This window comes from Streptosporangium oxazolinicum, assembly GCF_039537505.1.
Lineage (GTDB): Bacteria > Actinomycetota > Actinomycetes > Streptosporangiales > Streptosporangiaceae > Streptosporangium > Streptosporangium oxazolinicum.
In genome coordinates, this window is sequence record NZ_BAABAQ010000009.1 from 231961 (window position 1) to 254241 (window position 22281).

General features: G+C 71.2%; 25 protein-coding genes and 1 riboswitch. Of the genes, 14 read left to right on the forward strand and 11 right to left on the reverse strand.

The features are described from left to right. Positions 1-198: 198 nt before the first annotated feature. From ABD817_RS24075 to ABD817_RS24085, 3 genes are all read left to right on the forward strand, one after another. Positions 199-1488 carry an ABC transporter substrate-binding protein gene (locus ABD817_RS24075; RefSeq protein WP_344920362.1) on the forward strand — a complete coding sequence of 430 codons (1290 nt, stop codon included), beginning with the start codon at positions 199-201 and terminating at the stop codon, positions 1486-1488. Between the two features lie 68 nt (positions 1489-1556). Continuing rightward, positions 1557-2432, forward strand: a complete 876-nt coding sequence (locus tag ABD817_RS24080) for a carbohydrate ABC transporter permease (RefSeq protein WP_344920363.1) — start codon at positions 1557-1559, stop codon at positions 2430-2432. Further along, positions 2429-3271, forward strand: a complete 843-nt coding sequence (locus ABD817_RS24085; RefSeq protein ID WP_344920364.1) for a carbohydrate ABC transporter permease — start codon at positions 2429-2431, stop codon at positions 3269-3271. The genes ABD817_RS24080 and ABD817_RS24085 overlap by 4 nt, the downstream gene beginning before the upstream one ends. Positions 3272-3273: 2 nt before the next feature. Here the strand turns inward: ABD817_RS24085 and ABD817_RS24090 are convergent, their stop codons facing one another. Continuing rightward, complete coding sequence (locus tag ABD817_RS24090; RefSeq protein WP_344920365.1) at positions 3274-4035, reverse strand: GntR family transcriptional regulator; 762 nt, start codon at positions 4033-4035, stop codon at positions 3274-3276. Positions 4036-4251: 216 nt separating this feature from the next. Here ABD817_RS24090 and ABD817_RS24095 point away from each other — a divergent pair, with 216 nt between their 5' ends. Genes ABD817_RS24095 through ABD817_RS24110 form a run of 4 tightly spaced genes read left to right on the forward strand, consistent with a single transcriptional unit; the run spans position 4252 to position 9460 of the window. Next, a complete protein-coding gene (locus ABD817_RS24095; protein ID WP_344920366.1) occupies positions 4252-6138 on the forward strand; it encodes a primary-amine oxidase in 1887 nt (628 codons plus the stop codon). A gap of 20 nt (positions 6139-6158) precedes the next feature. Beyond that, a complete protein-coding gene (locus ABD817_RS24100) occupies positions 6159-7181 on the forward strand; it encodes an SIS domain-containing protein (protein WP_344920367.1) in 1023 nt (340 codons plus the stop codon). Further along, positions 7178-8068, forward strand: coding sequence for a BadF/BadG/BcrA/BcrD ATPase family protein (locus tag ABD817_RS24105; protein WP_344920368.1), 891 nt, complete (start codon positions 7178-7180; stop codon positions 8066-8068). Before ABD817_RS24100 ends, ABD817_RS24105 begins: the two co-directional genes overlap by 4 nt. A 9-nt stretch (positions 8069-8077) precedes the next feature. After that, entirely contained in the window at positions 8078-9460 is a 1383-nt protein-coding gene (locus tag ABD817_RS24110) for an aldehyde dehydrogenase family protein (protein WP_344920369.1), read from the forward strand. Here the strand turns inward: ABD817_RS24110 and ABD817_RS24115 are convergent. Beyond that, positions 9454-9723: a serine hydrolase family protein gene (locus ABD817_RS24115; RefSeq protein ID WP_344920370.1), complete on the reverse strand. Its 270-nt coding sequence runs from the start codon at positions 9721-9723 to the stop codon at positions 9454-9456. The genes ABD817_RS24110 and ABD817_RS24115 overlap by 7 nt on opposite strands. 137 nt (positions 9724-9860) lie before the next feature. Then, a riboswitch (TPP riboswitch) is annotated at positions 9861-9972 on the forward strand. On the opposite strand from ABD817_RS24115, the gene tenA reads away from it, so the two are divergent. After that, positions 9969-10655, forward strand: a complete 687-nt coding sequence (gene tenA / locus ABD817_RS24120; RefSeq protein WP_344920371.1) for a thiaminase II — start codon at positions 9969-9971, stop codon at positions 10653-10655. It overlaps the preceding riboswitch by 4 nt. A gap of 231 nt (positions 10656-10886) precedes the next feature. Here tenA and ABD817_RS24125 read toward each other — a convergent pair whose 3' ends face one another. The 4 genes from ABD817_RS24125 to ABD817_RS24140 all read right to left on the reverse strand — a co-directional run bounded on the left by ABD817_RS24125 (position 10887) and on the right by ABD817_RS24140 (position 14064). Then, entirely contained in the window at positions 10887-11630 is a 744-nt protein-coding gene (locus tag ABD817_RS24125; RefSeq protein WP_344920372.1) for an SDR family oxidoreductase, read from the reverse strand. A 135-nt stretch (positions 11631-11765) separates the two neighbouring features. Beyond that, positions 11766-12593 (reverse strand): helix-turn-helix domain-containing protein, encoded by an 828-nt coding sequence (locus tag ABD817_RS24130; RefSeq protein ID WP_344920373.1) that lies wholly within the window; start codon positions 12591-12593, stop codon positions 11766-11768. A gap of 149 nt (positions 12594-12742) precedes the next feature. Beyond that, positions 12743-13309 carry an HAD-IA family hydrolase gene (locus ABD817_RS24135; protein ID WP_344920374.1) on the reverse strand — a complete coding sequence of 189 codons (567 nt, stop codon included), beginning with the start codon at positions 13307-13309 and terminating at the stop codon, positions 12743-12745. Positions 13310-13542: 233 nt separating this feature from the next. Beyond that, the gene (locus ABD817_RS24140) at positions 13543-14064 is read right to left on the reverse strand and encodes a CGNR zinc finger domain-containing protein (protein WP_344920375.1); all 522 of its coding nucleotides are present in this window, start codon (positions 14062-14064) and stop codon (positions 13543-13545) included. 71 nt (positions 14065-14135) lie between these two features. Here ABD817_RS24140 and ABD817_RS24145 point away from each other — a divergent pair, with 71 nt between their 5' ends. Then, a complete protein-coding gene (locus ABD817_RS24145) occupies positions 14136-15008 on the forward strand; it encodes an alpha/beta fold hydrolase (protein WP_344920376.1) in 873 nt (290 codons plus the stop codon). Positions 15009-15104: 96 nt separating this feature from the next. Then, the gene (locus ABD817_RS24150; protein ID WP_344920377.1) at positions 15105-15515 is read left to right on the forward strand and encodes a RidA family protein; all 411 of its coding nucleotides are present in this window, start codon (positions 15105-15107) and stop codon (positions 15513-15515) included. A 59-nt stretch (positions 15516-15574) separates the two neighbouring features. Here the strand turns inward: ABD817_RS24150 and ABD817_RS24155 are convergent, their stop codons facing one another. From ABD817_RS24155 to ABD817_RS24170, 4 genes are all read right to left on the reverse strand, one after another. Beyond that, on the reverse strand, positions 15575-16117 hold the full coding sequence (locus ABD817_RS24155) for a nucleoside/nucleotide kinase family protein (protein ID WP_344920378.1): 543 nt from the start codon (positions 16115-16117) through the stop codon (positions 15575-15577). A gap of 151 nt (positions 16118-16268) precedes the next feature. Beyond that, positions 16269-16496 carry a hypothetical protein gene (locus tag ABD817_RS24160; protein WP_344920379.1) on the reverse strand — a complete coding sequence of 76 codons (228 nt, stop codon included), beginning with the start codon at positions 16494-16496 and terminating at the stop codon, positions 16269-16271. Between the two features lie 74 nt (positions 16497-16570). After that, positions 16571-17170 (reverse strand): hypothetical protein, encoded by a 600-nt coding sequence (locus ABD817_RS24165; RefSeq protein ID WP_344920380.1) that lies wholly within the window; start codon positions 17168-17170, stop codon positions 16571-16573. Between the two features lie 213 nt (positions 17171-17383). Then, complete coding sequence (locus ABD817_RS24170; RefSeq protein ID WP_344920381.1) at positions 17384-18535, reverse strand: cation diffusion facilitator family transporter; 1152 nt, start codon at positions 18533-18535, stop codon at positions 17384-17386. A 48-nt stretch (positions 18536-18583) separates the two neighbouring features. Between ABD817_RS24170 and ABD817_RS24175 the strand changes: the two genes are divergently transcribed. The 3 genes from ABD817_RS24175 to ABD817_RS24185 all read left to right on the forward strand — a co-directional run bounded on the left by ABD817_RS24175 (position 18584) and on the right by ABD817_RS24185 (position 20700). Continuing rightward, positions 18584-18940: an ArsR/SmtB family transcription factor gene (locus tag ABD817_RS24175; RefSeq protein ID WP_344920382.1), complete on the forward strand. Its 357-nt coding sequence runs from the start codon at positions 18584-18586 to the stop codon at positions 18938-18940. An 89-nt stretch (positions 18941-19029) separates the two neighbouring features. Further along, positions 19030-19890 carry a helix-turn-helix domain-containing protein gene (locus ABD817_RS24180; RefSeq protein WP_344920384.1) on the forward strand — a complete coding sequence of 287 codons (861 nt, stop codon included), beginning with the start codon at positions 19030-19032 and terminating at the stop codon, positions 19888-19890. A 48-nt stretch (positions 19891-19938) separates the two neighbouring features. Next, the gene (locus ABD817_RS24185; RefSeq protein ID WP_344920385.1) at positions 19939-20700 is read left to right on the forward strand and encodes an SRPBCC family protein; all 762 of its coding nucleotides are present in this window, start codon (positions 19939-19941) and stop codon (positions 20698-20700) included. Positions 20701-20800: 100 nt separating this feature from the next. Here the strand turns inward: ABD817_RS24185 and ABD817_RS24190 are convergent, their stop codons facing one another. Beyond that, complete coding sequence (locus ABD817_RS24190; RefSeq protein WP_344920386.1) at positions 20801-21658, reverse strand: NAD(P)H-binding protein; 858 nt, start codon at positions 21656-21658, stop codon at positions 20801-20803. Positions 21659-21772: 114 nt separating this feature from the next. On the opposite strand from ABD817_RS24190, the gene ABD817_RS24195 reads away from it, so the two are divergent. Further along, positions 21773-22189, forward strand: coding sequence for a winged helix-turn-helix transcriptional regulator (locus ABD817_RS24195; RefSeq protein WP_344920387.1), 417 nt, complete (start codon positions 21773-21775; stop codon positions 22187-22189). Positions 22190-22281 lie beyond the last annotated feature (92 nt).

Genomic DNA, 22281 nt, shown 5'->3' on the forward strand with positions numbered 1-22281 from the left:
CTGTGGGCTCTCTGCGGCAGCGCGGGGCACACCGTGGTTCGAAAGGTAGCATCACGGTAAACCAAAGCAATACCTCTTGTTACCACAGCGAATCCGTGTGTACTCTGCGGCATCAGGCGCTGGCCACCAGGGTGATGCCACGCGATGACAACGATGACGAGAGGCAACCCCATGCATGCGATACGTGCATCCGTTGCGTTGGTCGCAGCGGCGGCGGCCGTCCTGACTTCGGCCTGCGCGCCATCCGCCACCGGCGTCCAGCCGGGTGCGGCGGCGTCCGAGGGCACCGCGAGCGGTGCGCCGCAGGGCAAGGTGACCCTGACGCTGGGCAGCTGGCGGACCGAGGACCTGGCCATGTGGCAGGACGAGATCCTGCCTGCCTTCGAGAAGACCCACCCGGACATCGAGGTCGAGTTCAGCCCGACCAACACCAACGAGTACAACGCGGCGATCGAGTCGCAGGTCCAGGGTGGTACCGGACCTGACCTGATCACCTGCCGCCCGTACGACGTGAACCGGTCGTGGATCAAGAAGGGCTACTTCGAGAAGCTCGACGGCAAGCCCATGCTCGGCAACTTCGACGACCTGGCGCTGAGCCCGTGGTCGGACGACGCGGGCAGCCGCTACTGCGTGCCGACCGCCTCGGTGCTGGCCGGTTTCTACTACAACAAGGACATCTTCGCCGAGCTCGGTCTTCAGGTCCCGGCCACGCAGGACGAGTTCCTCGCCGTGCTGAAGAAGATCAAGGACGACGGGAGGTACACCCCGCTGGCGGTCGGCTCGTCGGAGTCGTGGCAGCTCGCCTACAACGGCCTCTACAGCATCGGCCCGGTCTACTGGAAGGGTGAGGAGGGGCGGCAGGGCCTGATCAAGGGCACCAAGAAGGTCACCGACCCCGAGTTCGTGAAGGCGTTCGAGGCGTTCGACTCCTGGAAGCCCTATCTGCCCAAGGGCTTCGAGAGCCTCAAGTACCCCGACATGACGCAGCTGTTCACGCTCGGCAAGGCCGCGATCCTGCCCGACGGCTCCTGGAACATCAACCAGGTCGCCGTCGACGGTCTCGACGTCGGCGTCTTCGGCCCTCCGGCGCTGAGTGCCGGTGGTGAGCGCTACCTGCAGGAGATGCCCGACATGGCGATCGGCGTCAGCGCGGCCAGCAGGAACAAGGCCGCCGCCGAGGAGTTCCTGACCTGGACGACCAGCCCCGAATTCCTTGAGTTGTACGTCAACAAGCTGCCCGGCTTCTTCTCCATGGCCAAGACGCCGGTCACCTACAGCAACGCGCTCGCGCGGGACTTCGCCACCCTCAAGCAGGGTGCCCGGCTCACCCCCCGGCTGGGCCTCGACCGGCTCAGCGTCGGCACCCCGCCCTTCGACGACGAGGTGTGGCGGGTGTTGCAGCTCATGTACAACGACGGGCTGACCCCGCGGAAGGCCACCGAGGAACTGCAGAAGGGTCTGTCCAGCTGGTACACGCCGCAGCAGTGAGGCGGCGGGGCGGGGTGCCGGGCGGCGTCTGCCGCCCGGCACCCCGCCCGCGATCGGAAAGGCGCACGTTGAACCGGGCCTACCGCTACTTCCTCGCGTTCACCCTGCCCGCGCTCGCCGTCTACGTGGTGTTCGCGGCGCTCCCGCTGGTGAACTCGATCTACTACAGCCTGTACGACACCGACAACGGCCCCGTCCGGTTCGTCGGGCTGGACAATTACGTCTACCTGTTCACCAACCCCACCACGAGCGAGCGTTTCTGGAACGCGCTCACCAACAACCTGGAGTTCTTCGCCATCCACCTGGTGGTGGAGGTGCCGCTCGGGTTGCTGCTGGCGGCGCTGCTGACCTCCGGGCGGCTGCGCCGCTCTGCCGGGCTCTACCGCACGCTGCTGTTCATCCCGACCACGCTGTCGGTGGTCATCGTCGGCTTCGTCTGGCGTCTGATCATCAACCCGCTGTGGGGCCTGGTCGACTTCCCGCTGCTCGGCGACGAGCGCACGGCGCTGCCCACCATCTCGCTGATGTCGGTCTGGCAGTACGTCGGCATTCCGATGATCTTCCTGTACGCCGCCCTGCTGGCCATCCCGAACGACATCCTGGAGGCCGCCCGGGTCGAGGGCTCCGGATCGTGGTCGACCTTCTGGCGGATCAAGTTCCCGCTGATCGCGCCGCAGTTCGGGCTGATCGCGATCCTGACGTACATCTGGACCTTCAACGGCTTCGACCTGGTCTTCGCGCTGAACGGGTCGGCCCCGGGGCCCAACTACAGCACCGACATCCTCGGCACGCTGTTCTACCGGACCTTCTTCGGGTCCAGCGGCCAGCTCTCCGACCTGGACCTCGGCGCGACCGTGGCCAGCGTGATCTTCCTGATCATCCTGGTGGTCACGGGCGCGTACTTCGGGCTGCTGCACCGTCGACTGAGGAGTTACGAACTGTGACGACCAAGACGCGGGCCGCGGGCCGCGCGGGATCGCTGGTGACGCACGGCCTGCTGATCGTGTTCGCGCTGCTGGCGATCGCGCCGATCCTGGTGATCGTCGTCAACTCGTTCAAGACGACGCCGGGCATCTTCAACGAGCCGTTCGCGCTGCCGAACTCCGAGACCTTCAGCCTGGCCGGATATGACCGGGTGTTCAACCGGGGCGACTTCGTCCTCAACTACCGCAACAGCCTGATCGTCACCGTCGGGAGCACGGTGCTGACGCTGGTGCTGGCGACGCTGGCCGCGTTCGCGCTGACGGAGTACAAGGTGCGGTTCGCGCCGGTCGTCGGCGGGTTCTTCGTGCTGGGCATCATGCTGCCGATCCGGCTGGGCACCGTGCCGATCATCAAGACGATGATCTCGTGGCAGCTCATGGACACGCTGGTGGCGCTGATCCTCGTCTACACGGCGATGAGCCTGCCATTGGCGATCGCGCTGCTCATGACGTACTTCAAGGCGGTGCCCGCCGCCGTCAAGGAGGCCGCGCGGATCGACGGCGCGGGAGAGCTGCAGACCCTGTCGATCGTGCTGCCGATGGTGCGGCCGGGGCTGGCGGCGGTGGCGTCGGTGACGATGCTGCCGATCTGGAACGACCTGTGGTTCCCGCTGATCCTGGCGCCCGGACGGGCCAACCAGACGGTGACGCTCGGAGTGCAGCAGTTCGTGGGCCAGTTCCTCAACGACTATCCGGCGCTGCTGGGCGCGCTGACGCTCGGCGCGGTGCCGCTGGTGGTGCTGTTCGTCGTGTTCTCGCGGCAGTTCGTCCAGGGCCTCAGCCAGGGCATCGGCAAGTGAGACTACAGCCGGCCCCGGCCCCGCAGGAAGAACGTGCGCAGGCGGTAGCGGTCGCCGCGGTAGAAGACGACGGAGGAGAACAGCGGGGTGTCGGTGGCGCTGAGCACGAGCTGGCGCATCGCCAGCACCGGCTTGCCGACTTCGAGCTGGAGATGCCCGGCCAGGTAGGTGTCGGCCTCGCGCGCCTCGATGGTGGCGTTGGCCTTGACCGGGTCGAGCCCGATGGCGGCGATGTGCTCGTAGAGGGAACCCGAGCGGAAGTCGAGGTCGGCGAAGCCCGGCACGAGCGCGGCCGGCACCTGGGTCAGGTCGAGCGCGATCGGCACGTCGTTGAGCAGGCGCACCCGCTCCAGCACGAACAGGGGAGTGCCCGGCGCGATCGACAGGGTCTCGGCCTCGTCGAGGTTGGTCGGCACGACCTCGTGGCGCAGCACGGTCGAGCTGGGCGTCAGCCCCATCTGGCGGGCGGTCTCGGTGAACGACTCAAGGCTGTTGGGCCATTCGCGGGCGGGGGGGCTGGGGGCGACGTACCAGCCCCGGCCATGGGAAGGGCTGAGGATCCCCTCGTCGACGAGGGCGCCCAGCGCCTTGCGCAGGGTGACCCGGCTGATGCCGAGCCGGTCGCACAGCTCGCGCTCCGGCGGCAGCCGGCTGCCCGGCTTCAGCACGCCGCCGCCGATCTGGTCCTTGATCAGGTTCACGGCCTGGATCCACAGGGGTTCGGGGTGGTCACCGTGGATCGGCGCGGGCGTCGGGGAGTTCACGGACGCATTATCGCGCGACTCACCTCCCATGCGCAAACCACTGAAGACCAGATGAGTCCGGTTTCCCGGTTATCGGATTTCCTGACATACCACCATGGACAGGCCTAAACAGGCAGTTGCCTTCTCCTGAAATCAACCCAACCTCGTACCAGCTCGGTCATATTGGTATGGCGTGGTAAATACACAGGTAGTACTTTGGTCATGAGAGGAGCCATCGTGAGCGAACAAGAGAGCGCGCTGAGATCGATCCGCGCCGAGGAGATCTCGGCCGTGCGGGCGATCCTCCACCGCGAGGGCCTGCTGACCGAGACGACCCACGTCTCCTACCTGGGCCTCAAGGAGCCGGACAAGCGGCAGGCCCTCGGGCCGCGCCGGTTCCGCGCGTTCCTGGTCGACCTGGCCGACGGCCGCTCCCACGACGTCGTGGCCTGCCCGGCCGACGACCGGCTGGAGTCGGTCACCGAGCTCGACCCGGCGACCGACGGTCAGGTGCCGGTCGTCATGCTCGAGTTCGCGATGGTCGAGGCGATCGTGCACGCGGACGAGCGCTGGCAGGCCGCGATGGCCCGGCGCGGCCTGACCGACCTGTCGGTCCTGCGGGTGCAGCCTCTGTCGGCGGGCAGGGCGATGAACCCCGGTGAACAGGGCGTCCGCCTGCAGCGCTGTCTCACCTTCCTCCAGAAGAACGCCGACGACCTGCCCTGGGCCCACCCGGTCGACGGCGTCGTCGCCCACGTCGACGTGGTCGGCAAGGCGGTCGTGGACGTCCTCGACGACCGGGTGCTGGAGGTGCCGACGGAGGACGGCAACTTCCACCTGGCCGAGTTCAACGGCACCCTCCGCGAGGGCCTCAAGCCGATCGAGATCACGCAACCCCACGGCCCGAGCTTCACCATCGACGACGACGGCGTGCTGGAGTGGCTGGGCTGGAAGGTCCAGGTCTGCTTCGACTCGCGCGAGGGCCTGGTGCTGCGCCACCTGACCGTCGGCGACCGCTCGGTGGTCGACCGCGCCTCGGTCGCGGAGATGGTCGTCCCGTACGCCGACCCGAGCCCCCAGCGCTGGTTCCAGACCTTCTTCGACGGCGGCGAGTATCTGCTCGGCAACTTCGCCAACTCCCTCCAGCTCGGCTGCGACTGCCTCGGCGAGATCACCTATCTCGACGCCGTGGTCGCCGACAACGCCGGCAACCCCCGCGTGATCCCGCAGGCGATCTGCGTCCACGAGGAGGACGCCGGGGTGCTGTGGAAGCACACCTCCCACTTCACCGACTCCAGCGTGGTGCGCCGCAACCGGCGGCTGGTCATCTCCTTCTTCGTCACCGTCGGCAACTACGACTACGGCTTCTATTGGTACCTCTACCTCGACGGCACCATCGAGCTGGAGGTCAAGGCCACCGGCGTCGTCTTCACCTCGGGCCACCCCAACCCGGGCGGCCCCTACGCCTACGCCACCGAGGTCGCCCCCGGCCTGGGCGCCCCCCACCACCAGCACCTGTTCAGCGCCCGCCTGGAGATGGCCGTCGACGGCCCGGCCAACTACGTCGAAGAGGCCGAGGCGGCGGCGGTGCCACGCGGCCCGGACAACCCGACCGGCACCGGCATCACCCAGAAGGTGACCCGGCTGCGCCGCGAGAGCGACGCCCCGCGCCTGGCCGACGGCCTGCGCGGCCGCGTCTGGCGGGTCGGCAACGCCGAGGTCCAGAACCGTCTCGGCCAGGACGTCGCCTACGTGCTCCACCCGGAGGGCCTGCCGGTGCTGCTGGCCGACCCCGACTCCGACCTGTACGGCCGGGCCACCTTCGCCAGCGGCCACCTGTGGGTCACCGCGTACGACCCCGCCGAGCTCTATCCGGCGGGCGACCTCGTCAACCAGCACCCGGGCGGGGCGGGCATGCCCGCCTGGATCGCGGCCGACCGCGACATCGACGGCGCCCCCGTCGTCGTGTGGCACACCTTCGGGATGACGCACTTCCCGCGCCCGGAGGACTGGCCGGTCATGCCGGTCGACCACACCGGTTTCACGCTCAAGCCCTCCGGCTTCTTCGGCCGCAACCCGACGCTGGACATCCCGCCGTCGGCGGCCGGTCACTGCCACTCCTAACGAACTGATCTGGGGAAAGAATGTCTACGCCGAAAGAAGGTCACATCTCCTTCGCCTCCGCGCGGGCCGGCCAGGCCGCCGCGTTGCGGGCGGCGATCGAGCGGCTCAGCGGAGAGGTCGCGGCCCGCGCGGCCGGGGAGTGGTTCCACGGAGCCGGGCCGGTCTTCGTCGCCATCGGGGCCAGCCACGCCGCGGCGTGCGCGCCGACGTGGACGCTGCGTACCCGTGGCGTCCACGCCTGGCGGCTGTCCGCCGGTGACCACCCGCTGCCGTTCCCGCGCAGCGTCCACCCGCTGGTCGCGGTCTCGCAGAGCGGCCGCAGCTCCGAGACGCTGGCGGTGCTGGAGTCGGTCGAGCCGTGGCTACGCTACTCGGTGACCAACGTGGCCCCCTCGCCGATCAGCGAGCTGGCCGGGCGGGGGGTCTCGCTGGGCGGCATCCCCGACAGCTACGCCTCCACCATCGGCTACACCGCGACCGTGGCCGCCCTCGGGATGATCGCCGAAGCCTGGAACCGGGGCGCCATCGACCCGTCCTGGGCGGCGCTGGCCGGCCACGTCGACGAACTGGAGAGCGCGCTCGCCCCCAGGGCCGACGACCTGGCGGCCCCCTTCGCGGCGGCCAGGGCCGGTGACTTCGTGGGCGGCGGCCCGGCGGCGGGCTCGGCCGAGGCCGGGGCGCTGCTGTTCCGCGAGACCGTGCGCCTGCCCGGCGCGGCGATGAGCACCCGCCAGTACCTGCACGGCGCGATGGAGTCGGCCGGCAACACCGTCCACATGCTCTTCGGCGACGAGCGCGAGATCGCCCTGGCCCACACGCTGGCCTCCGCCGACCACCCGGTCATCCTGGTGACCTCCGCCGAGGTCGCCGACGGCCCCGCCCTCCAGGTGGTGCGGGTGCCGGAGGTGCCGCCGAGCCAGCGCGCGATCCTGGACGCGATCGTGCTCCAGACCCTGGTCGCGCGGACGGCCGAACACTCCGGTGTCGACATCGAGGAGTTCGTCTTCGACAACGCCGACACCAAGGTCGGGGCGGCCCTGTGACCGTCCTGGCCGGGCTGGACATCGGCGGCACCAAGACCCACCTCCGCTACGAGACCCCTTCCGGGGAGCCGGTGGCCGACGCGGTGGTGCCGAGCGAGACGTGGTCGGCCACGCCCGTCGCCGAGGCGGCCCGGTGGATCGCCGATCTGGTCGAGCGGCACCGTCCTTCCACGGAGACCGTCGTGGCGGTCGCGGCGGGCGCCCAGGGGTGCGACGACGAGCACCACTGCGCGGAACTCGGCTACGCGCTGACCACGGCGGCCGGGGTCCCGGCCGCCGTCACCAACGACGCCGCCCTGCTGGTGCCCGCCGCCGGGCTCTCCTCCGGCATCGGCGTCATCTCGGGCACCGGCTCCATCGCGGTCGCGGTGCTGCCGGGCGGCGAGCTCGCCTTCGCGGGCGGCTGGGGCTGGGTCATCGGGGACGAGGGCAGTGCCCCCGCGCTCGTCCGCGAGGCGGTCAGGGCCGCGCTGACCAGGAACGACGCCGGAGACACCACGGATGTCCTGCTGCCGCTGCTGATGGAGGCGTTCGGGGTCGGGGACGCCGTCGGGCTGGCCCGTACCGTCAACGACCTGCCCACGGCCGAGCACTGGGCGCCCAAGGCACCCGCCGTGTTCGCGGCGGCGGCGCGCGGCTCCCACGACGCCCGCGCCACGATCACCGAAGGCGGGCGCGGCCTCGCCACCCTGGTCGGTCAGCTGATGGCACGCGGGGCAGGGGTCACCGACGTCGTCGCGGCGGGCGGCGTCATGACGAGCCAGCCCGGCCTGTACGCGGCCTTCCGCGACGCGGTCGCGGCAGATCACCCGGGACTGACCGTGCACCTGCTCGGCGACCCCCCGGTCACGGGCGCGGTCGCACTCGCCCGACGTCTCCAAACCTGAGGAGCGGACATGTCCACCCCCATCCTTTCGCGGGACAAAGCCACCGGCGAAACCCTCGGCGAGGTACCCGTCTCCACCGTCGCCGACGTCGACGCCACCATCGCGCGCTCGGCGAAGGCCCAGCCCGCCTGGGCCGCGCTGCCCTACACCGAACGCGCCGCCGCGCTGCGCCGGGCCGCCGGGAGACTGGAGGCCCGCGCGGCGACGGCCCGCGACCTGATCGTGCGCGAGACCGGTTGCGTCCCCGGCAAGGCCGACTACGAGATCGGCGCCGCCATCGGCGAACTGCACGAGGCCGCCGCGCTCGCCGCCCGGCCCGTCGGCGAACTGCTGCCCTCCAACCATGTGGGCCGTGTCAGCCTGGCCGAGCGGCTGCCCCTGGGCGTCGTCGCGGCGATCACGCCGTGGAACTTCCCGCTGATCCTGGGCATGCGGGTGGTCGCGCCCGCGCTGGCGCTGGGCAACACGGTCGTGCTGAAGCCATCGCCCGAGACCCCGCTCAGCGGCGGGTCGCTGCCGGCCGAACTCTTCGACGGGGAGGTGTTCCAGGTCGTGCAGGGCGGACCCGAGGTCGGCGAGCGCCTGGTCACCCATCCGGAGACCGCGATGGTGCACTTCACCGGCTCGACCAAGGTGGGCCGCGCCATCGCCGCCCAGGCGGGCGGCCTGCTGAAGAAGGTGTCGCTGGAGCTGGGCGGCAACAACGCCCTGGTCGTGCTGGAGGACGCCGACCTGGAGCAGGCCGCGATGATCGGCGCCTGGTCCAGCTTCCACTACCAGGGCCAGACCTGCATCACCGCCGGGCGCCACATCGTGCACACCGGCGTCGCCGACGCCTACGTCGCCGAGCTGACCCGCCGGGCGGCCGCCATCCAGGTGGGCGACCCGCACACGGCGGCCGTCGGCCTCGGCCCAATGATCAACGAGGCCCAGTGGCGGCGGGCATCCGACCTGCTGGCCGGCGCGGTGGCCGGGGGAGCGACCGTGCTGACGGGCGGGCCCGCCGAGGCGCCGTTCTTCCGCCCGGCCGTGGTGACGTCGGTGACCGGCGACATGGCGCTGTGGCGGGAGGAGATCTTCGCCCCCGTCGCCCCGGTGATCGTGGTCGACAGCGACGAGGAGGCCGTACGGCTGGTGAACGACACCAAATACGGCCTGGTCAACTCCGTCGTGACCGCCGACCTACGGCGGGGTCTGTCGGTGGCGCGGCGGCTGCGCGGCGGGATGGTCCACGTCAACGACGCGACCCCGCAGGACGAGGCGCTGGCCCCGTTCGGCGGGATCGGGCAGTCGGGGCTGGGCGGCCGGTCGGGTGGCGACTCCAACCTTGAGGAGTTCACCACCCGGCGCTGGCTGACCACCACCGACCTGCCGGTGCGCTATCCCTACTGATTCCCTACTGGGCGAGGTCCCGGTAGAGGCTGGTCCAGGAGTCGTGGGCCAGCCGGGCCGGGGCCGGGATTCGACATGCCGACCTGGGTGAGCAGGATCCCGGTGACCCCGTTCACCGGGTCGGCGCAGGCGGAGCAGCCGCTGCCGCCGTCCCAGCCGAACCGGCCGATCGGCGCGTAGCCGCCCCGGTAGGGGCGCACCGCCATGCCGTGGCCCCAGCCGCCGTGCCGGACCTGGCCGAAGGACCCTCGCGCCGGCCGCACGTGAACGGGGTGACGCGCGGGTGTTCGGCCGGGCCAGGGCCGCGCTGCTCCCGGCGGTCGGAGAGTCGGCGGGGGCGGCGAGCGGGCTGTTCAGCCTGGGCCCGGTGGCGGATCTCGTTTCCGTCGGTTAGTTTTGATCACGACACCGCGGGAGCCCGGCGCATCGGGCTGAGAGTGTGGCTGAGGCGGCCACAGACCGCTTGAACCTGACCGGGTCATGCCGGCGTAGGGAGCAGGTCTGTTCGATGACGTATGAGTTGACTTCCACCATCACGTACAGCGACGAGCTGTGGGACGCCGCCGCCCCCACCTACCGGGCGATCCTCGCCCACCCCTTCATCACCGGGCTCGTCGACGGCACCCTCCCTCACGAGGCGTTCCGTCATTTCGTCGTCCAGGACTCCCACTACCTGCGCGACTACGCGCGGGCCCTGGCCGTGTGCGCGGCCAGGGCCCCCGACGACGACACCACCCGCGCCTTCGCCTCCGACGCCGCCGGAGCCATCGCGGCCGAACAGGAGATGCACGCCGCCTTCATGTCCGACCTGGGCGGTTCGGCCGACGAGGCCGCGGCCCTTCCGGTGGGGCCGACGACGCGGGCGTACACGAGCTATGTGTTGGCCACCGTCTACAGCGGCTCGTTCCTCGACGCCCTGGCGGCGGTCCTGCCCTGCTACTGGATCTACGCCAGAGTGGGCGAGGACCTGCTGGCCCGCTCGTCACCGGATCCTCTCTACCGGCGGTGGATCGAGGCGTACGGGAACGAGGAATTCCAGGAGACGGTCCGCAGGGTCGTGACCCTGGCCGACCGGGTGGGCGCCGAGGCCACCGAGGGGCAGCGGGCGAGGGCGAGGGAACACTTCGCCACCACGGCCCGCTACGAGTGGATGTTCTGGGACGCGGCCTGGCGCCGGGAGTCCTGGCCGGTCTGAACATCCCATGACGGGGCCCGCGCTCAGGCGGGCCTCGTCGCCCCTCCCAGGTCGACGACCCCGCCGACTGACGACCGACGACACCGGAATCGTGGCCTTCACCGGGTCCGAGTAACCGCGTGAGTCTGTGTGGTGAGGGGAGTGTGGCGAGTAAGACGGCCGCGACGGCTCCCACCCGGTACTGGATCGTTCATGATGGCATGTCGCGCGGGAGCCTCCTCCGCATCGCGATCAGCCCTGGGCGGTGGGACGGACGACGAGTTCGTTGACGTCGACGTTGCCGGGCTGGCCGATCGCGTACCCGATGGCGTCCGCGACGGCGGAGGCCGGGATGGCGAGTTGTTCCATCGCGGCCCGCGCGGCGGCCTGTACCTCCGGGGCGCCGCCACGGTCGGTGAGTTCCGAGTGGGTGAAGCCCGGGCTCACGATGGTCACGCGGATGTCCCGGCTCTCCTGGCGCAATCCCTCGGAGAGCGCCCAGACGGCGTACTTGGTGGCGCAGTAGACGGCCGCCGTGGGGTCGACCCGGTGCGCCGACGTCGAGGCGACGTTGACGATGTGACCGACACCTCGGGCGCGCATGTGCGGCAGGACGGCCGCGATGCCGTGCAGGGTGCCGCGCAGGTTCACGTCGATCATCCGGTTCCACTCGTCGACGCGCAGCGCGTCGATCGTCGATAGCGGCATCACGCCCGCATTGTTGACGAACACGTCGATGCGGGCGTGACGCTCGTGGGCGCTCTCGACGAAGGCGCGTACGCTGTCGAGGCTCGTCACGTCGAGCTCCCGGTGGTCGGCTCGGCCACCCGCGGTGCGGATCTCCCCGGCGAGTGCCTCCAGCCGGTCCACCCGCCGTGCGCCGAGGACGACGTGGTGGCCGTCGGCGGCCAGGCGGCGGGCGGTCGCCTCACCGATGCCGCTGCTGGCTCCGGTGATGAGGACGATCTTGCTGTCGGCGGTCGGCGGGCTGCTCATGAGGACTCCTGGAGAACGCTGGGCTCGCGGCGAGAGTGCCGCGAGACCAAGCGTGCGTCCGCCGCCGTGCCGGGAGAAGGTCGTGTCTTCCTAGGTGCGGCACAACCAGGAAGACACGACCTTCGTACTTACGGCTCAGGCCGTGGCGTGTACGGAACCCAGGTAGGCGAGGGCGTCGGCGCTGCGGCTTCCGGGCTCCGCCGTGCCGACGAGCAGCTGCTGGCCGGGAGCGTCGCGGACGTCGAAGGTCTGGTAGGTCAGCTCGACGCGGCCCACCTCCGGATGGACGAAGATCTTGGACGTGCGAGGAAGCCCGCTCACGGCCTGGTCCTGCCACAGGGCCCGGAACTCGGGAGAGGTGCGCAGAAGCTCGTTGACGAGCGCCTTGATCTCCGGATCATCCGGGTGGTAGCCCGCGTTGAGGCGCAGGGCATGGACGGTCTGCTCCGTCAGGGTGGGCCATTCGACGAACACGGTTCGCGCCTGCGGGTGCTGGAACAGCACCCGGATCATGTTGGTCACGCCGGAGAAGGGCGAGAGCAGCGCGGCGGCGATGGCGTTGGTGGCGAGCACCTCGAACGCGGGGCTCAGCACGTATGCCGCCGCGGAGGGGAGGGAATCCAGCAGTTGCAGCAGCGCCGGGTGGGCCGGGTCTCGTGAACTGGCCGGTGCCAGGTTGGGATTCAGCCCGGCGATCCGGAAGACGTGGCCGCGGGCGTCGATGTTGAGCTTGAGCGCCTGTCCGATCGCGTTCAGGACCTGAGCGGACGGATTACGCTCTCGTCCCTGCTCCAGCCGGGTGTAGTAGTCGATGCTCACTCCGGCGAGCACGGCGACCTCTTCGCGACGGAGCCCGGCGACCCTGCGGTCGCCTCCCCCGCGCAGACCGACATCCACGGGATCGAGGCGCGCGCGATGGGCCCGGAGGAACTCTCCGAGCTTGTTCATGGACACGGTCGGCATGACGGCCACGCTACCCCTCGCTTCCATGTGCGACGTGCCCAGGCAGCCGTACGGCTTCCCTTGGGTTCCGGAACACGGCGGAAACGGGCCGCGGGCTCGATCGCCGATCATTACGATCTTGGCGTTCCGGCTGCTCAGTGGTGGTTCCTCTAGGGGGACGGCCAGTCCGGGTAGAGGAGGGCGTTGATGCCGAGCGCCGCCGCGGCGTGGACGTTGACGGCCCGGTCGTCCAGGAAGGTGACGTCGCCGGGGGCGGCGTCGAGGTGACGCAGGACCTCCTCGAAGATGGCGGGATCCGGCTTGGCCAGGGCCAGGCGGCAACTGTAGAAGCGATGGGTGAACGCCGAGGCCCAGGGGGCGGCGTCGATGGCCGCCGCCAGCGGCTCCGGGGCGTTGGACAGCAGGGCGAGCCCGTGGTGTTCCGCGAGGTCCTCGATGGCGCGCAGGCTCTCCGGGTTGAGGTGGAACCAGCTCGCGACGTCGGCCGCGTTGAGCTTGGCGACGAGCGGATCGTCGTCGGCGAGCGTCCTGCCGGCGACCCCGCTCCAGTACGAGTGGGAGGCCTGGCCGCGGTCGTAGGCCTCGCGGTCGTGCCAGTAGCGGTCGCGGAAGGTCGCGTGGTCCTGGCCGACGAGCTCCGCCATGGCGGCCGTCGCGTCGGACGGCTGCGGCATGGAGATGACCTCGCCGTAGTCCAGCAGCATCCACGTGGTCACGGGCTCTCCTCGGAGTGAGTCTGCGCCGATGGTCCCGGTGTCATCCCCGGAGGTGGCGGACGGGGCCGCACATCTCGCGCCTGCCGGGATGAGGGTGATCACTGATCGTTCGATGCCGTTCCGGAACCCTTTCGTGTTCATTCGATCGTACTTCGTGTTCGATTGCAAGGTGTGGATCTCGGCCGCCGTGCCGGGAGCGGGATCCCGGCGGTCCTCGGCCGTACACCGTCCGGTCAGTCGCCACCGTTCCCGCTCGTCGCGCGCCGGTGGTGGCGCCGCGCCTTGAGGCGGTTGCCGCAGGCCGCCATCGAGCACCAGCGGCGGGTGTCGGCCCGGCTGTGGTCGACGAGGAACAGGCGGCAGTCGTCGTTGGCGCACGGGCGCAGGCGGCCTGGCAAGGTCTCCTGGAGGTGCGCCCAGGCCAGCACGCACCGCAGGCCGAACGGGTCGGCGGAACCGGTGCTCAGCTCCCAGCGCACGCCGTCGTCGCCGATCGACGGGGTCCGCGACACCCCTTCGAGAAAGGGCTCCAGCGTCCGGGCGGGCTCCTCGCCCCTGACGACGCGGGCGATCGCGTCCCTGGCGCGGCGGGCCGAGGCGGCGGCGGCCGGTGAACGGGGCAGGTCGCGCTCACCCAGCCACCGGGCGGCGTCGCGCGGGTCGTCCAGCGCGTCCGTGGGGACGCCGTCGACCACGGGGGTGGTGTTGAGCAGGTCCAGGAGGAGGTCAATATCTCCTATAACCACCTTGGGCATGTTGACAGGTTAGCAGTGATGGTGCTTCGCTGGCCATGAGTAACTCCCTCAACGACTCAAAGGGGTTAGACATGGATGAGCGAACCCGCTACCGCACCGTCACCGTGCTCGGGCAGGAGATCTTCTACCGGGAGGCCGGGGACCCCGAGGCGCCGATCCTGCTCCTGCTGCACGGCTACCCGACGAGCTCCCACATGTTCCGTGACCTCATCCCGAGGCTGGCCACCCGCTACCGGCTCGTCGCACCCGACCACCTCGGCTTCGGCCACTCCGCGACGCCGTCCGTGGACGACTTCGACTACACCTTCGCGAACCTGGCCGAGATCACCGCCGCCTTCACCGAGCGGCTCGGCCTGTCGCGCTTCGCCATGTACGTGCAGGACTACGGCGCGCCCATCGGCTGGCGGCTCGCCACCGCCCACCCCGAGCGCGTCACCGCGATCGTCACCCAGAACGGCAACGCCTACCTCGACGGGCTGGACGAGGACTTCTGGGCCCCGATCCAGGCTTACGGCACCGATCCGTCCCCGGACACCGAGGCCGCCGTCCGCCAGGCCCTGACCCTCGACGCGATCCGCTGGCAGTACACCCACGGCGTGCCCGACGAGAGCCTCGTCAGCCCCGACACCTGGCGCCACGACTTCGCGCTGCTGCAGCGTCCGGGCAACGCCGAGATCCAGCTCCGGCTCTTCCGCGACTACATCACCAACATCGATCTCTACCCGGCCTTCCAGGAGTACTTCCGCGCGAGCAGGGTCCCGCTGCTCGCCGCCTGGGGAGCCCATGACGAGATCTTCAGGCCGGGCGGTGCCACGGCCTTCCAGCGCGACCTTCCCGACGCGGAGATCCACCTGCTGCCCGCCGGTCACTTCGCGCTGGAGAGTCACGGAGCCCAGATCGCCCGGCTCGTCGACGACTTCCTCGGGCGCGTGCTTCCCCGCTGACCGCCGCTCCCCGGCGGTACGGCCGGAGCGCGGAGAACGGGAGGATGGGACACGTCGCGTGACACGCCGCACGACACCGTACGACGAGGAGAACCGATGATCCGCCGCTGGAATCCCCCCGGCCCCGCCGCGCCGCTCGGCCGCTACAGTCACCTGGCCGCCGCGCCCGCCGGACACGAGCTGCTGATGATCTCCGGCCAGGTCGGCGTGCTGGAGGACGGCACCCTCGCGGGTCCGGACGCCGAGTCGCAGGCGCGGCAGGTCTTCGCCAACATCGAGAGCCTCCTCCGCTCCGTGGGCGCCGGTCCCGAGCATCTGCTCAAACTGTTCACCATGCTCTCCGGCACCGAGCACCTGGAGGGCTCACGCGCGGCGCAGGGCGAGGTGTTCGCCCGGTGGTACCCGCGGGGTGACTGGCCCGCGCACTCGCTGATCGTGGTCGCCGCGCTCGCCGCCCCCGGCCTCGTCATCGAGGTCGAGGGCATCGCCGCCGTCCCACGCCACTGACCCTGCCCGGTCTCCCCGCCCGGCGGGCCCTCATGCCTCGCGGGTTCCCGTACCGGGGCTCAGGTGGTGGTGATCGTCAGGTCCGCGCGAGCGGGGACGCCGTCGCGGGCGTGGAAACGCTCCTCCTGAGCCGCCCAGCGGTCCCAGTGCGGGGCGTAGAGGTCGCCGTCGCGCTCCAGCGCGCGGGCCTTGCGCACCTCGTCGTCCGCCTCCAGCCACAGCAGGCCGCTCAGGTACGGCGCGGCGGCGAGGGCACCGGAGCCGGTACCGTCGAGGACCAGGATCCCGGTGACCGGGACCTCGTGCCACTCGGCGTAGCCGCCGTCGGCCCAGTCGTAGCGCCGCCACCGCGCGGGCCGCTCCCGGCTCAGCGGCCGCAGGATCCACCCGACCAGCGCGTCGACCCCTCCCAGCAGGCCGTCCCATCCCGGGTAGAGATCGTCCATCCGTACGACGGGCGCGGCCAGTTCCTCGGCCACGGCGGTGGCGAGGGTGGACTTGCCCGATCCCGAGCGCCCCTCGACCGCCAGGACGCGGGTACGGCCCGCTCGGGCGGGGCGGGCGCGCAGCCAGAGTGAGATCCACGGCACAAGATCGTTCACCCCGGCGTCACGGGGCGGCGCCGGGGGCCGGTTCGCACACGGGGCGCGGGAGGCGCGTGGACCACGTGGGAGCGGGATCGGATCCGGGAGCGGGGGAGGGGCGGCGGGGGACACGCGCTTCGGGGGCCGGGGCTTCGGGGGCCGGAGGAGGTCACGCGCTCCGGCGGGTGCGCCAGCGGGTCAGGATCTCACGGTCGGAGTCGCGCTCCTCGACGTCGCGGCGGCGCTGCTCGTCCTCGTCCTGCGCCAGGGCGAGCCACGCGGAGTATTCGGGGTCGTCGCGGCCGATGTCGCGGGTGCCGTCGACCTTGGTGCCGTTGTCCAGCGTGGTCGTCGCGGGGACGCGGAGGGTGCCCCCCGGCAGCATGGTCACGTTCATGGCGTGGCCTTTCCGTCGTCTCTCCTGACCGCTGTTCGCTCAGCATAGCTCCGGGGGTCGCGGCACGCCCACGCTCACCCGATGCCGTAGTGCCCGGACAGCCGGTGGTACAACCGCTCGGCCTCCGCCTCCTCGCCGACCAGGTGGAGCAGCCTGGTCGCCCTCCGGGTGAGCACGCAGGCGAAGGCCTCGGCGAACAGTTCGGTGACGTCGTCGCGGTAGGGCGGATGAAGGCGGTCGCGGGTGCGGGCGTGCAGGCCGGTCCAGAAGGGGGAGTGCGAGGGCAGCCGGTCCATGTGGTCGGTGGCGTGGCCGAGTTCGTGCCCGCACACCGACACCGAGGGCGAAGGGGTGCTTCCCACCCCGATCCGCCGCTGCCGGGGGTCGTACACGCCCGCGCTGCGCTCCCAGTGGCCCGCCTGCAGGGGCAGCGCGACGCCGCGCAGCCACTCGAAGCCGGGAAGGTCGGGCACCGATCCGGGGCCCACCACGATGCCGCCGCTCAGGTGGGTGGTCAGGCGGGTGGCGAGGACCTGCGGCACGGCCGCCAGCGTCAGTATCGCGAGGAGCGTCTCCGCCGGTGGGAACGTGCCAGGTTCCCAGGTGCGCGTCAACCGCGCCTCCAGTGGGCCGACGTGCAGCCAGCCGGGACGTCCTCTGCTGTGGTCGGCCAACGCAGCCGCTTCTCCTGGATCGGGGGGCGATCCGCCACGGTTTGCGGGCCGGGCCGGGCCGCTCCGGTCCGCGGGCCGCGACGGTGATCATGTGAGACTACATCTCCCGCGCCCCGGCCCGCGCGGGTACGTCCCCGCCGGGGCCGGACCGCGTGCCCCGGCTCTCCGCTCGCGCGGGACGGCCTCAGCGGGGGCGTACCGGTCCGGTACGCCCTACCGGTGCCCGGCCAGGACGGCGTGGTGGTCGGCGCCTTCCCCGCCGTCCGGGTCGGCGTGCACGGTGGCGGCCCCCAGGCGGGGCAGGTGATGGATCAGCCGGTGCTCGGCCTCCACCGCCACGGCGTGCGCCTGGAGCAGCGACAGGTCGCCGCCGACCACGATGTCCACCTCGGCGCGCAGCGTGTGGCCCACCCAGCGCAGCCGTACCGATCCCACCCGCCGCACCCCGCTGGTGGCGGCCAGGATCCGCTCCGCGTGGTCGACCAGGGCCGGATCGACCGCGTCCATCAGCCGGTGGTAGATCTCACGGGCCGCGTCCCTGAGGACGAGGCAGATGGCCACCGTGATCAGCAGGCCGACGATCGGGTCGGCGATCGGGTAGCCCAGTGCCGAGCCGCCCGCGCCGAGCAGCACGGCCAGCGAGGTGAGGGCGTCGGTGCGGGCGTGCAGCCCGTCGGCGACCAGCGCGGCCGATCCGATCCGGCGCCCGACCCTGATCCGGTAGCGGGCCACCCACTCGTTGCCCACGAAGCCGATCACCGCCGCCGCGGCGACCCAGCCGAGCGCCCTCACCTCCTGGGGGTCGACCAGGCGCCGGGCGGCCTCGTACCCGGCGAGCGCGGCGGAGGCGGCGATGATCAGGACGATGGCGATCCCGGCCAGGTCCTCGGCCCTGCCGTAGCCGTAGGTGAACCTGCGGGTGGCCGCCCGGCGCCCGAGGGAGAAGGCGATCGCCAGGGGGAGCGCGGTCAGCGCGTCGGCGACGTTGTGCAGCGTGTCACCGAGGAGGGCGACCGAACCGGAGAAGGCCACGATCACCGCCTGGACGGCGGCGGTCACCATGAGCACGGCGAAGGAGACGGCCAGCACGCGCATCCCGCGACTGCTGGACTCCAGGGCGGTGTCGGTCCTGCTCGCGCTGTCGTGGCTGTGCGGGGTGAGGGCGTGGCCCGCTCGTGAGAGCAGCCTCCCGAACCGGCGCCCGGCGGGCCCCCGTCGCTCGTGACCGTGATCGTGACCATGGCCGTGGCCGTGGCCGTGTTCATGGATGTGCCCGTGCGCGGCCTCGTGGCCCTGGTCGTGGGGGGAATCGGAGCCGGTGGGCCCGTGGGGGGACGGAGAACCGGCATCCTGCTGGTCGGACATGGCTACCTCGTTTGCGACCGGTGCCCTTTTCCCGGAGTATATGTAGTCATGTATGCACGCGACAATGAATCAGGTGACAACCCGTCGCAGGAGCAACCCACCGGCGCTCAGGTGGAGGCCGCCGCCGAGGCGTTCCGGATGCTCAGTGACGCCACCAGGTTGCGCCTGATGTGGCTGCTGTCGTCGGGGGAGTACGACGTCGGCTCGCTCGCCGAGGCGATCGGGGTCGCGCGCCCCTCGGTCTCCCAGCACCTGGCGAAACTCCGCCTCGCCGGGCTGGTGCGCACCCGCAGGGACGGCCGCCGCGTGCTCTACCGGGCCCGCGACGCCCACGTCCGCGCGCTCATCGGCGAGGCCCTGTTCCACGCCGACCACGAGGTCTCCGGCATCCCGCGCCACGACTGACGCGGGCGCCCGACCGGCGTGCGCCGGATGACGGTGTGGTCATCGGCTTGTAATTGACAGATTAATTTGTCCAATGGTTCCATGGGTTCGTGCCCGCGACCGAGATGACACTCATGGACGAGCCCGACCGTCTGCGCGTGGCGCTCACGCCGATCCGCCGACGGCTTCTCGGCCGTCTGCGCGAGCCCGCCTCCGCGGTCCAGCTCGCGGCCGAGTTCGACCTGCCGCGCCAGCGGGTCGGATACCACTTCAGGGTGCTGGAGGAGGCCGGGCTGATCGAGCTGGTGGAGGAACGCCCGCGGCGCGGTTTCGTCGAGCGCTTCATGAGGGTCACCGCGAACGCCTTCCTCGTCGATCCCGGCGTGCTCACCTCGCCCGACGAGGCCAACGAATCCGTCGAACCCAACGAACCCGGTGATCCCGGCGAGGCGAGCGGGACCGGCGAAACCGGTGGCGGGACAACCGGGACCGCCGAGGTGGCCGAGGGGTTTCGCCGTGTCGCCGACCAGTACGCCGCCGAGCACCTCGTCGAGATGGCCGCCGACACGGTGCGCGACGTCACCCGCATGGCCGCCGCCGCCGACCGGCAGGGCGTCCGGCTGCTGACGTTCACCCTCGAGGCGCGGGTGCGCTTCGCCGAGCCCGGCGACGTGCACGACTTCACCGACGCGCTCGCCGACGCCCTCTCGCGGGTCGCGGCCCGCTTCGACACCCCCGGCGGGCGGCCCTACCGTCTCGTCGCCGGTGGACATCCGGCCCCCGGCCCGCGAGGAGCCGGTGGGTCTCCCACCCCTGGCGCGCCGGAAACCGGCGGGTCTCCGACCCCCGGCGTGCCGGAAACCGGTGGGTCTTCCATTCCCGGCACGCCGGACACCGGTGGGCATCCGGCCTCCGGCCCGGGAGAAAACGCCGGGCACCCGGTCTCCGGCACACCGGAAACCGGCGGTTGACATCCTTCCCGGCACCGAGGTCCGGGGTTCCCACGTTGGAGGTATCCCATGACAGACGAGCCGTACTCCATAGAGGTCACCATCGCCGTACCCGTCGGCGACGTGTGGAGCGCGCTGCGCGACCCCGAGCTGATCCGGCGCTGGCACGGCTGGCACTTCGACGGCCTCGACAAGGAGATCGAGGTCATCTACCACCAGAACGTCGTGGAGTCGGCCGCCGAGCACCGGCTGGAGACCCAGGGCGGCGACCTGTTCGAGCTGACCGACCTCGACGGCCGTACGCGCCTGAGGGTGACCCGGGCCCCGCGCGGTGGCGACCCCGACTGGGACGCCTACTACGACGACATCACCGAGGGCTGGATCACCTTCGTCCACCAGCTCGCGTTCGCCCTGGAACGGCACCCGGGCGCCGACCGGCGCACGGTCTTCCTCTCCGGCGCGGCGGCCACGCCGGTGCTGGAGGCCACCGGTCTCGTGACGGTGGCCGGGTTGCCCCCGGCGAGCCCGTACGAGCTGGAGGGTCCCACCGGGGAGACGCTGCGCGGCCAGGTCCGGTTCCGCTCGGCCAACCAGGTCGGCCTCACCGTCGACGGCTGGGGTGACGGCCTGCTGGTCGTCGCCCAGAATCCGCCCTCGCCCGCCAACCCGGGCGGCACCGCCATGATGGTGCTCACCACGTACGGCCTCGACGACGCCGCGTTCGCCGGTCTCGAATCCCGCTGGAACGCGTGGTGGGCACGGAACTTCCCGGAGGCCACCGCGAACGACCAGGACGCCACCGCCGTCGCGGACCCGCCGCGGGGCGACTGAGCCACCGTAGGTCCCGGCCCCGCCGATGCCGTTTCCTCGCGGGGGTTCACGCCCGCATCGGGAGAGGGAGAGCCCACACCCCTGTCGGAACGGCGAGGGCTCACGCCTCCTTCAGGATGGCGGCCACCGACTCGCGCAGTGGTGTGGTGGGGCGGCCGATGAGGGCGCGGAGCTCGCCCGGGGTGGGGGACAGGGCTCCCTGGACGATGTCGAGGTCGATGTCGGCGTACATGGTCGCCACCGGTTCCGGCAGGCCCGCGTCGATCAGGGCCTGGTGGAAGTCGGCGTGCGAGAGGTCCCGGTAGACGACCGGCCTGCCGGAGGCCGCCGACACCTCGGCGGCCAGCTCGGGCAGGCTCCACGAGGTGTCGCCGGAGAGCTCGTAGACCCTGTCGCCGTCTTCCTCGCGGGTGAGCACGGCGACGGCCGCGGCCGCGTAGTCGGCCCGGGACGCGCTGGCGACGCGGCCGTCACCGGCGGCGCCGAGGATCGCGCCGTGCTCGACCCCCTGGAGGACGGACACCGCGTAGACCTCGGTGTAGAAGCCGTTGCGCAGGAAGGTGAACGGGATCCCGGAGGCGCGGATGTGCTCCTCGGTGCCTCGATGGTCGACGGCCAGCGCCAGGGGTGTGGTGTCGGCGTGCAGCACGCTGGTGTAGACGACGCGGGCCACCCCGGCCGCCCTGGCCGCGTCCACCACGGCGCGGTGCTGCCCGAGGCGCCGCCCGACGGCGTCGCCGGAGATGAGCAGGACGGTGTCGCCGGGGGCGAAGGCCCGCTTGAGCGTCTCGGGACGCTCGTAGTCGGCCTCCTTGACCTTGACGCCGCGCGCGGCCAGGTCGGCGGCCTTGCCGGGGGTCCTCACGGCCGCCACGACACGATCCGCGGGCACGCGCTCCAGCAGGCCGTCCACCACCAGGCGGCCGAGCTGACCGGTGGCACCGGTGACAACGATCATTTCGCTTCTCCTCACTCAAAGGGTCGCCGCCAGGTTAGTACTAACTAATGTATAGTGCCAACTAAAAGTTAGTGCTTTCTTTCGCGCGGTGCACCGAGAAAGTAGAGTGAACGGATGGACGACCAGGCCGCGACCCCGCTGGACGAGTTCAGCCAGCTCACCTTCGACGTCTTCGTGCGCGAATGCGCCTCGCGCGAGACGATGGAGCACCTGACCGGCCGCTGGGGCATCCTGGTCATGGCCGCCCTGCACGACGGGACCTACCGCTTCAACGCCCTGCGCCGCCGGGTCGACGGGGTGAGCGAGAAGATGCTCGCCCAGACCCTCCAGGCCCTGGAGCGCGACGGCATGGTCCACCGCGAGGCCGAGCCGACCATTCCCCCGAAGGTCGAGTACAGCCTCACGCCACTTGGCGCCCAGGCCGCCCGGCGCCTGCTCGACCTCATCGAATGGCTGGAGGGCGAGATGCCCGTCGTCATGGAGGCCCGCGCCCGCCACGAGCAGGCCGGAAACGGGCGGCGGACGACGTAGGCGCGTCGCCGGCCGCGTCACATCCTTCCGCCGCGCGGCGAATCCGGTGCCGTGGCGGGTGACCCGCGCGCCGCCGAGTACAGGTTTGTCGG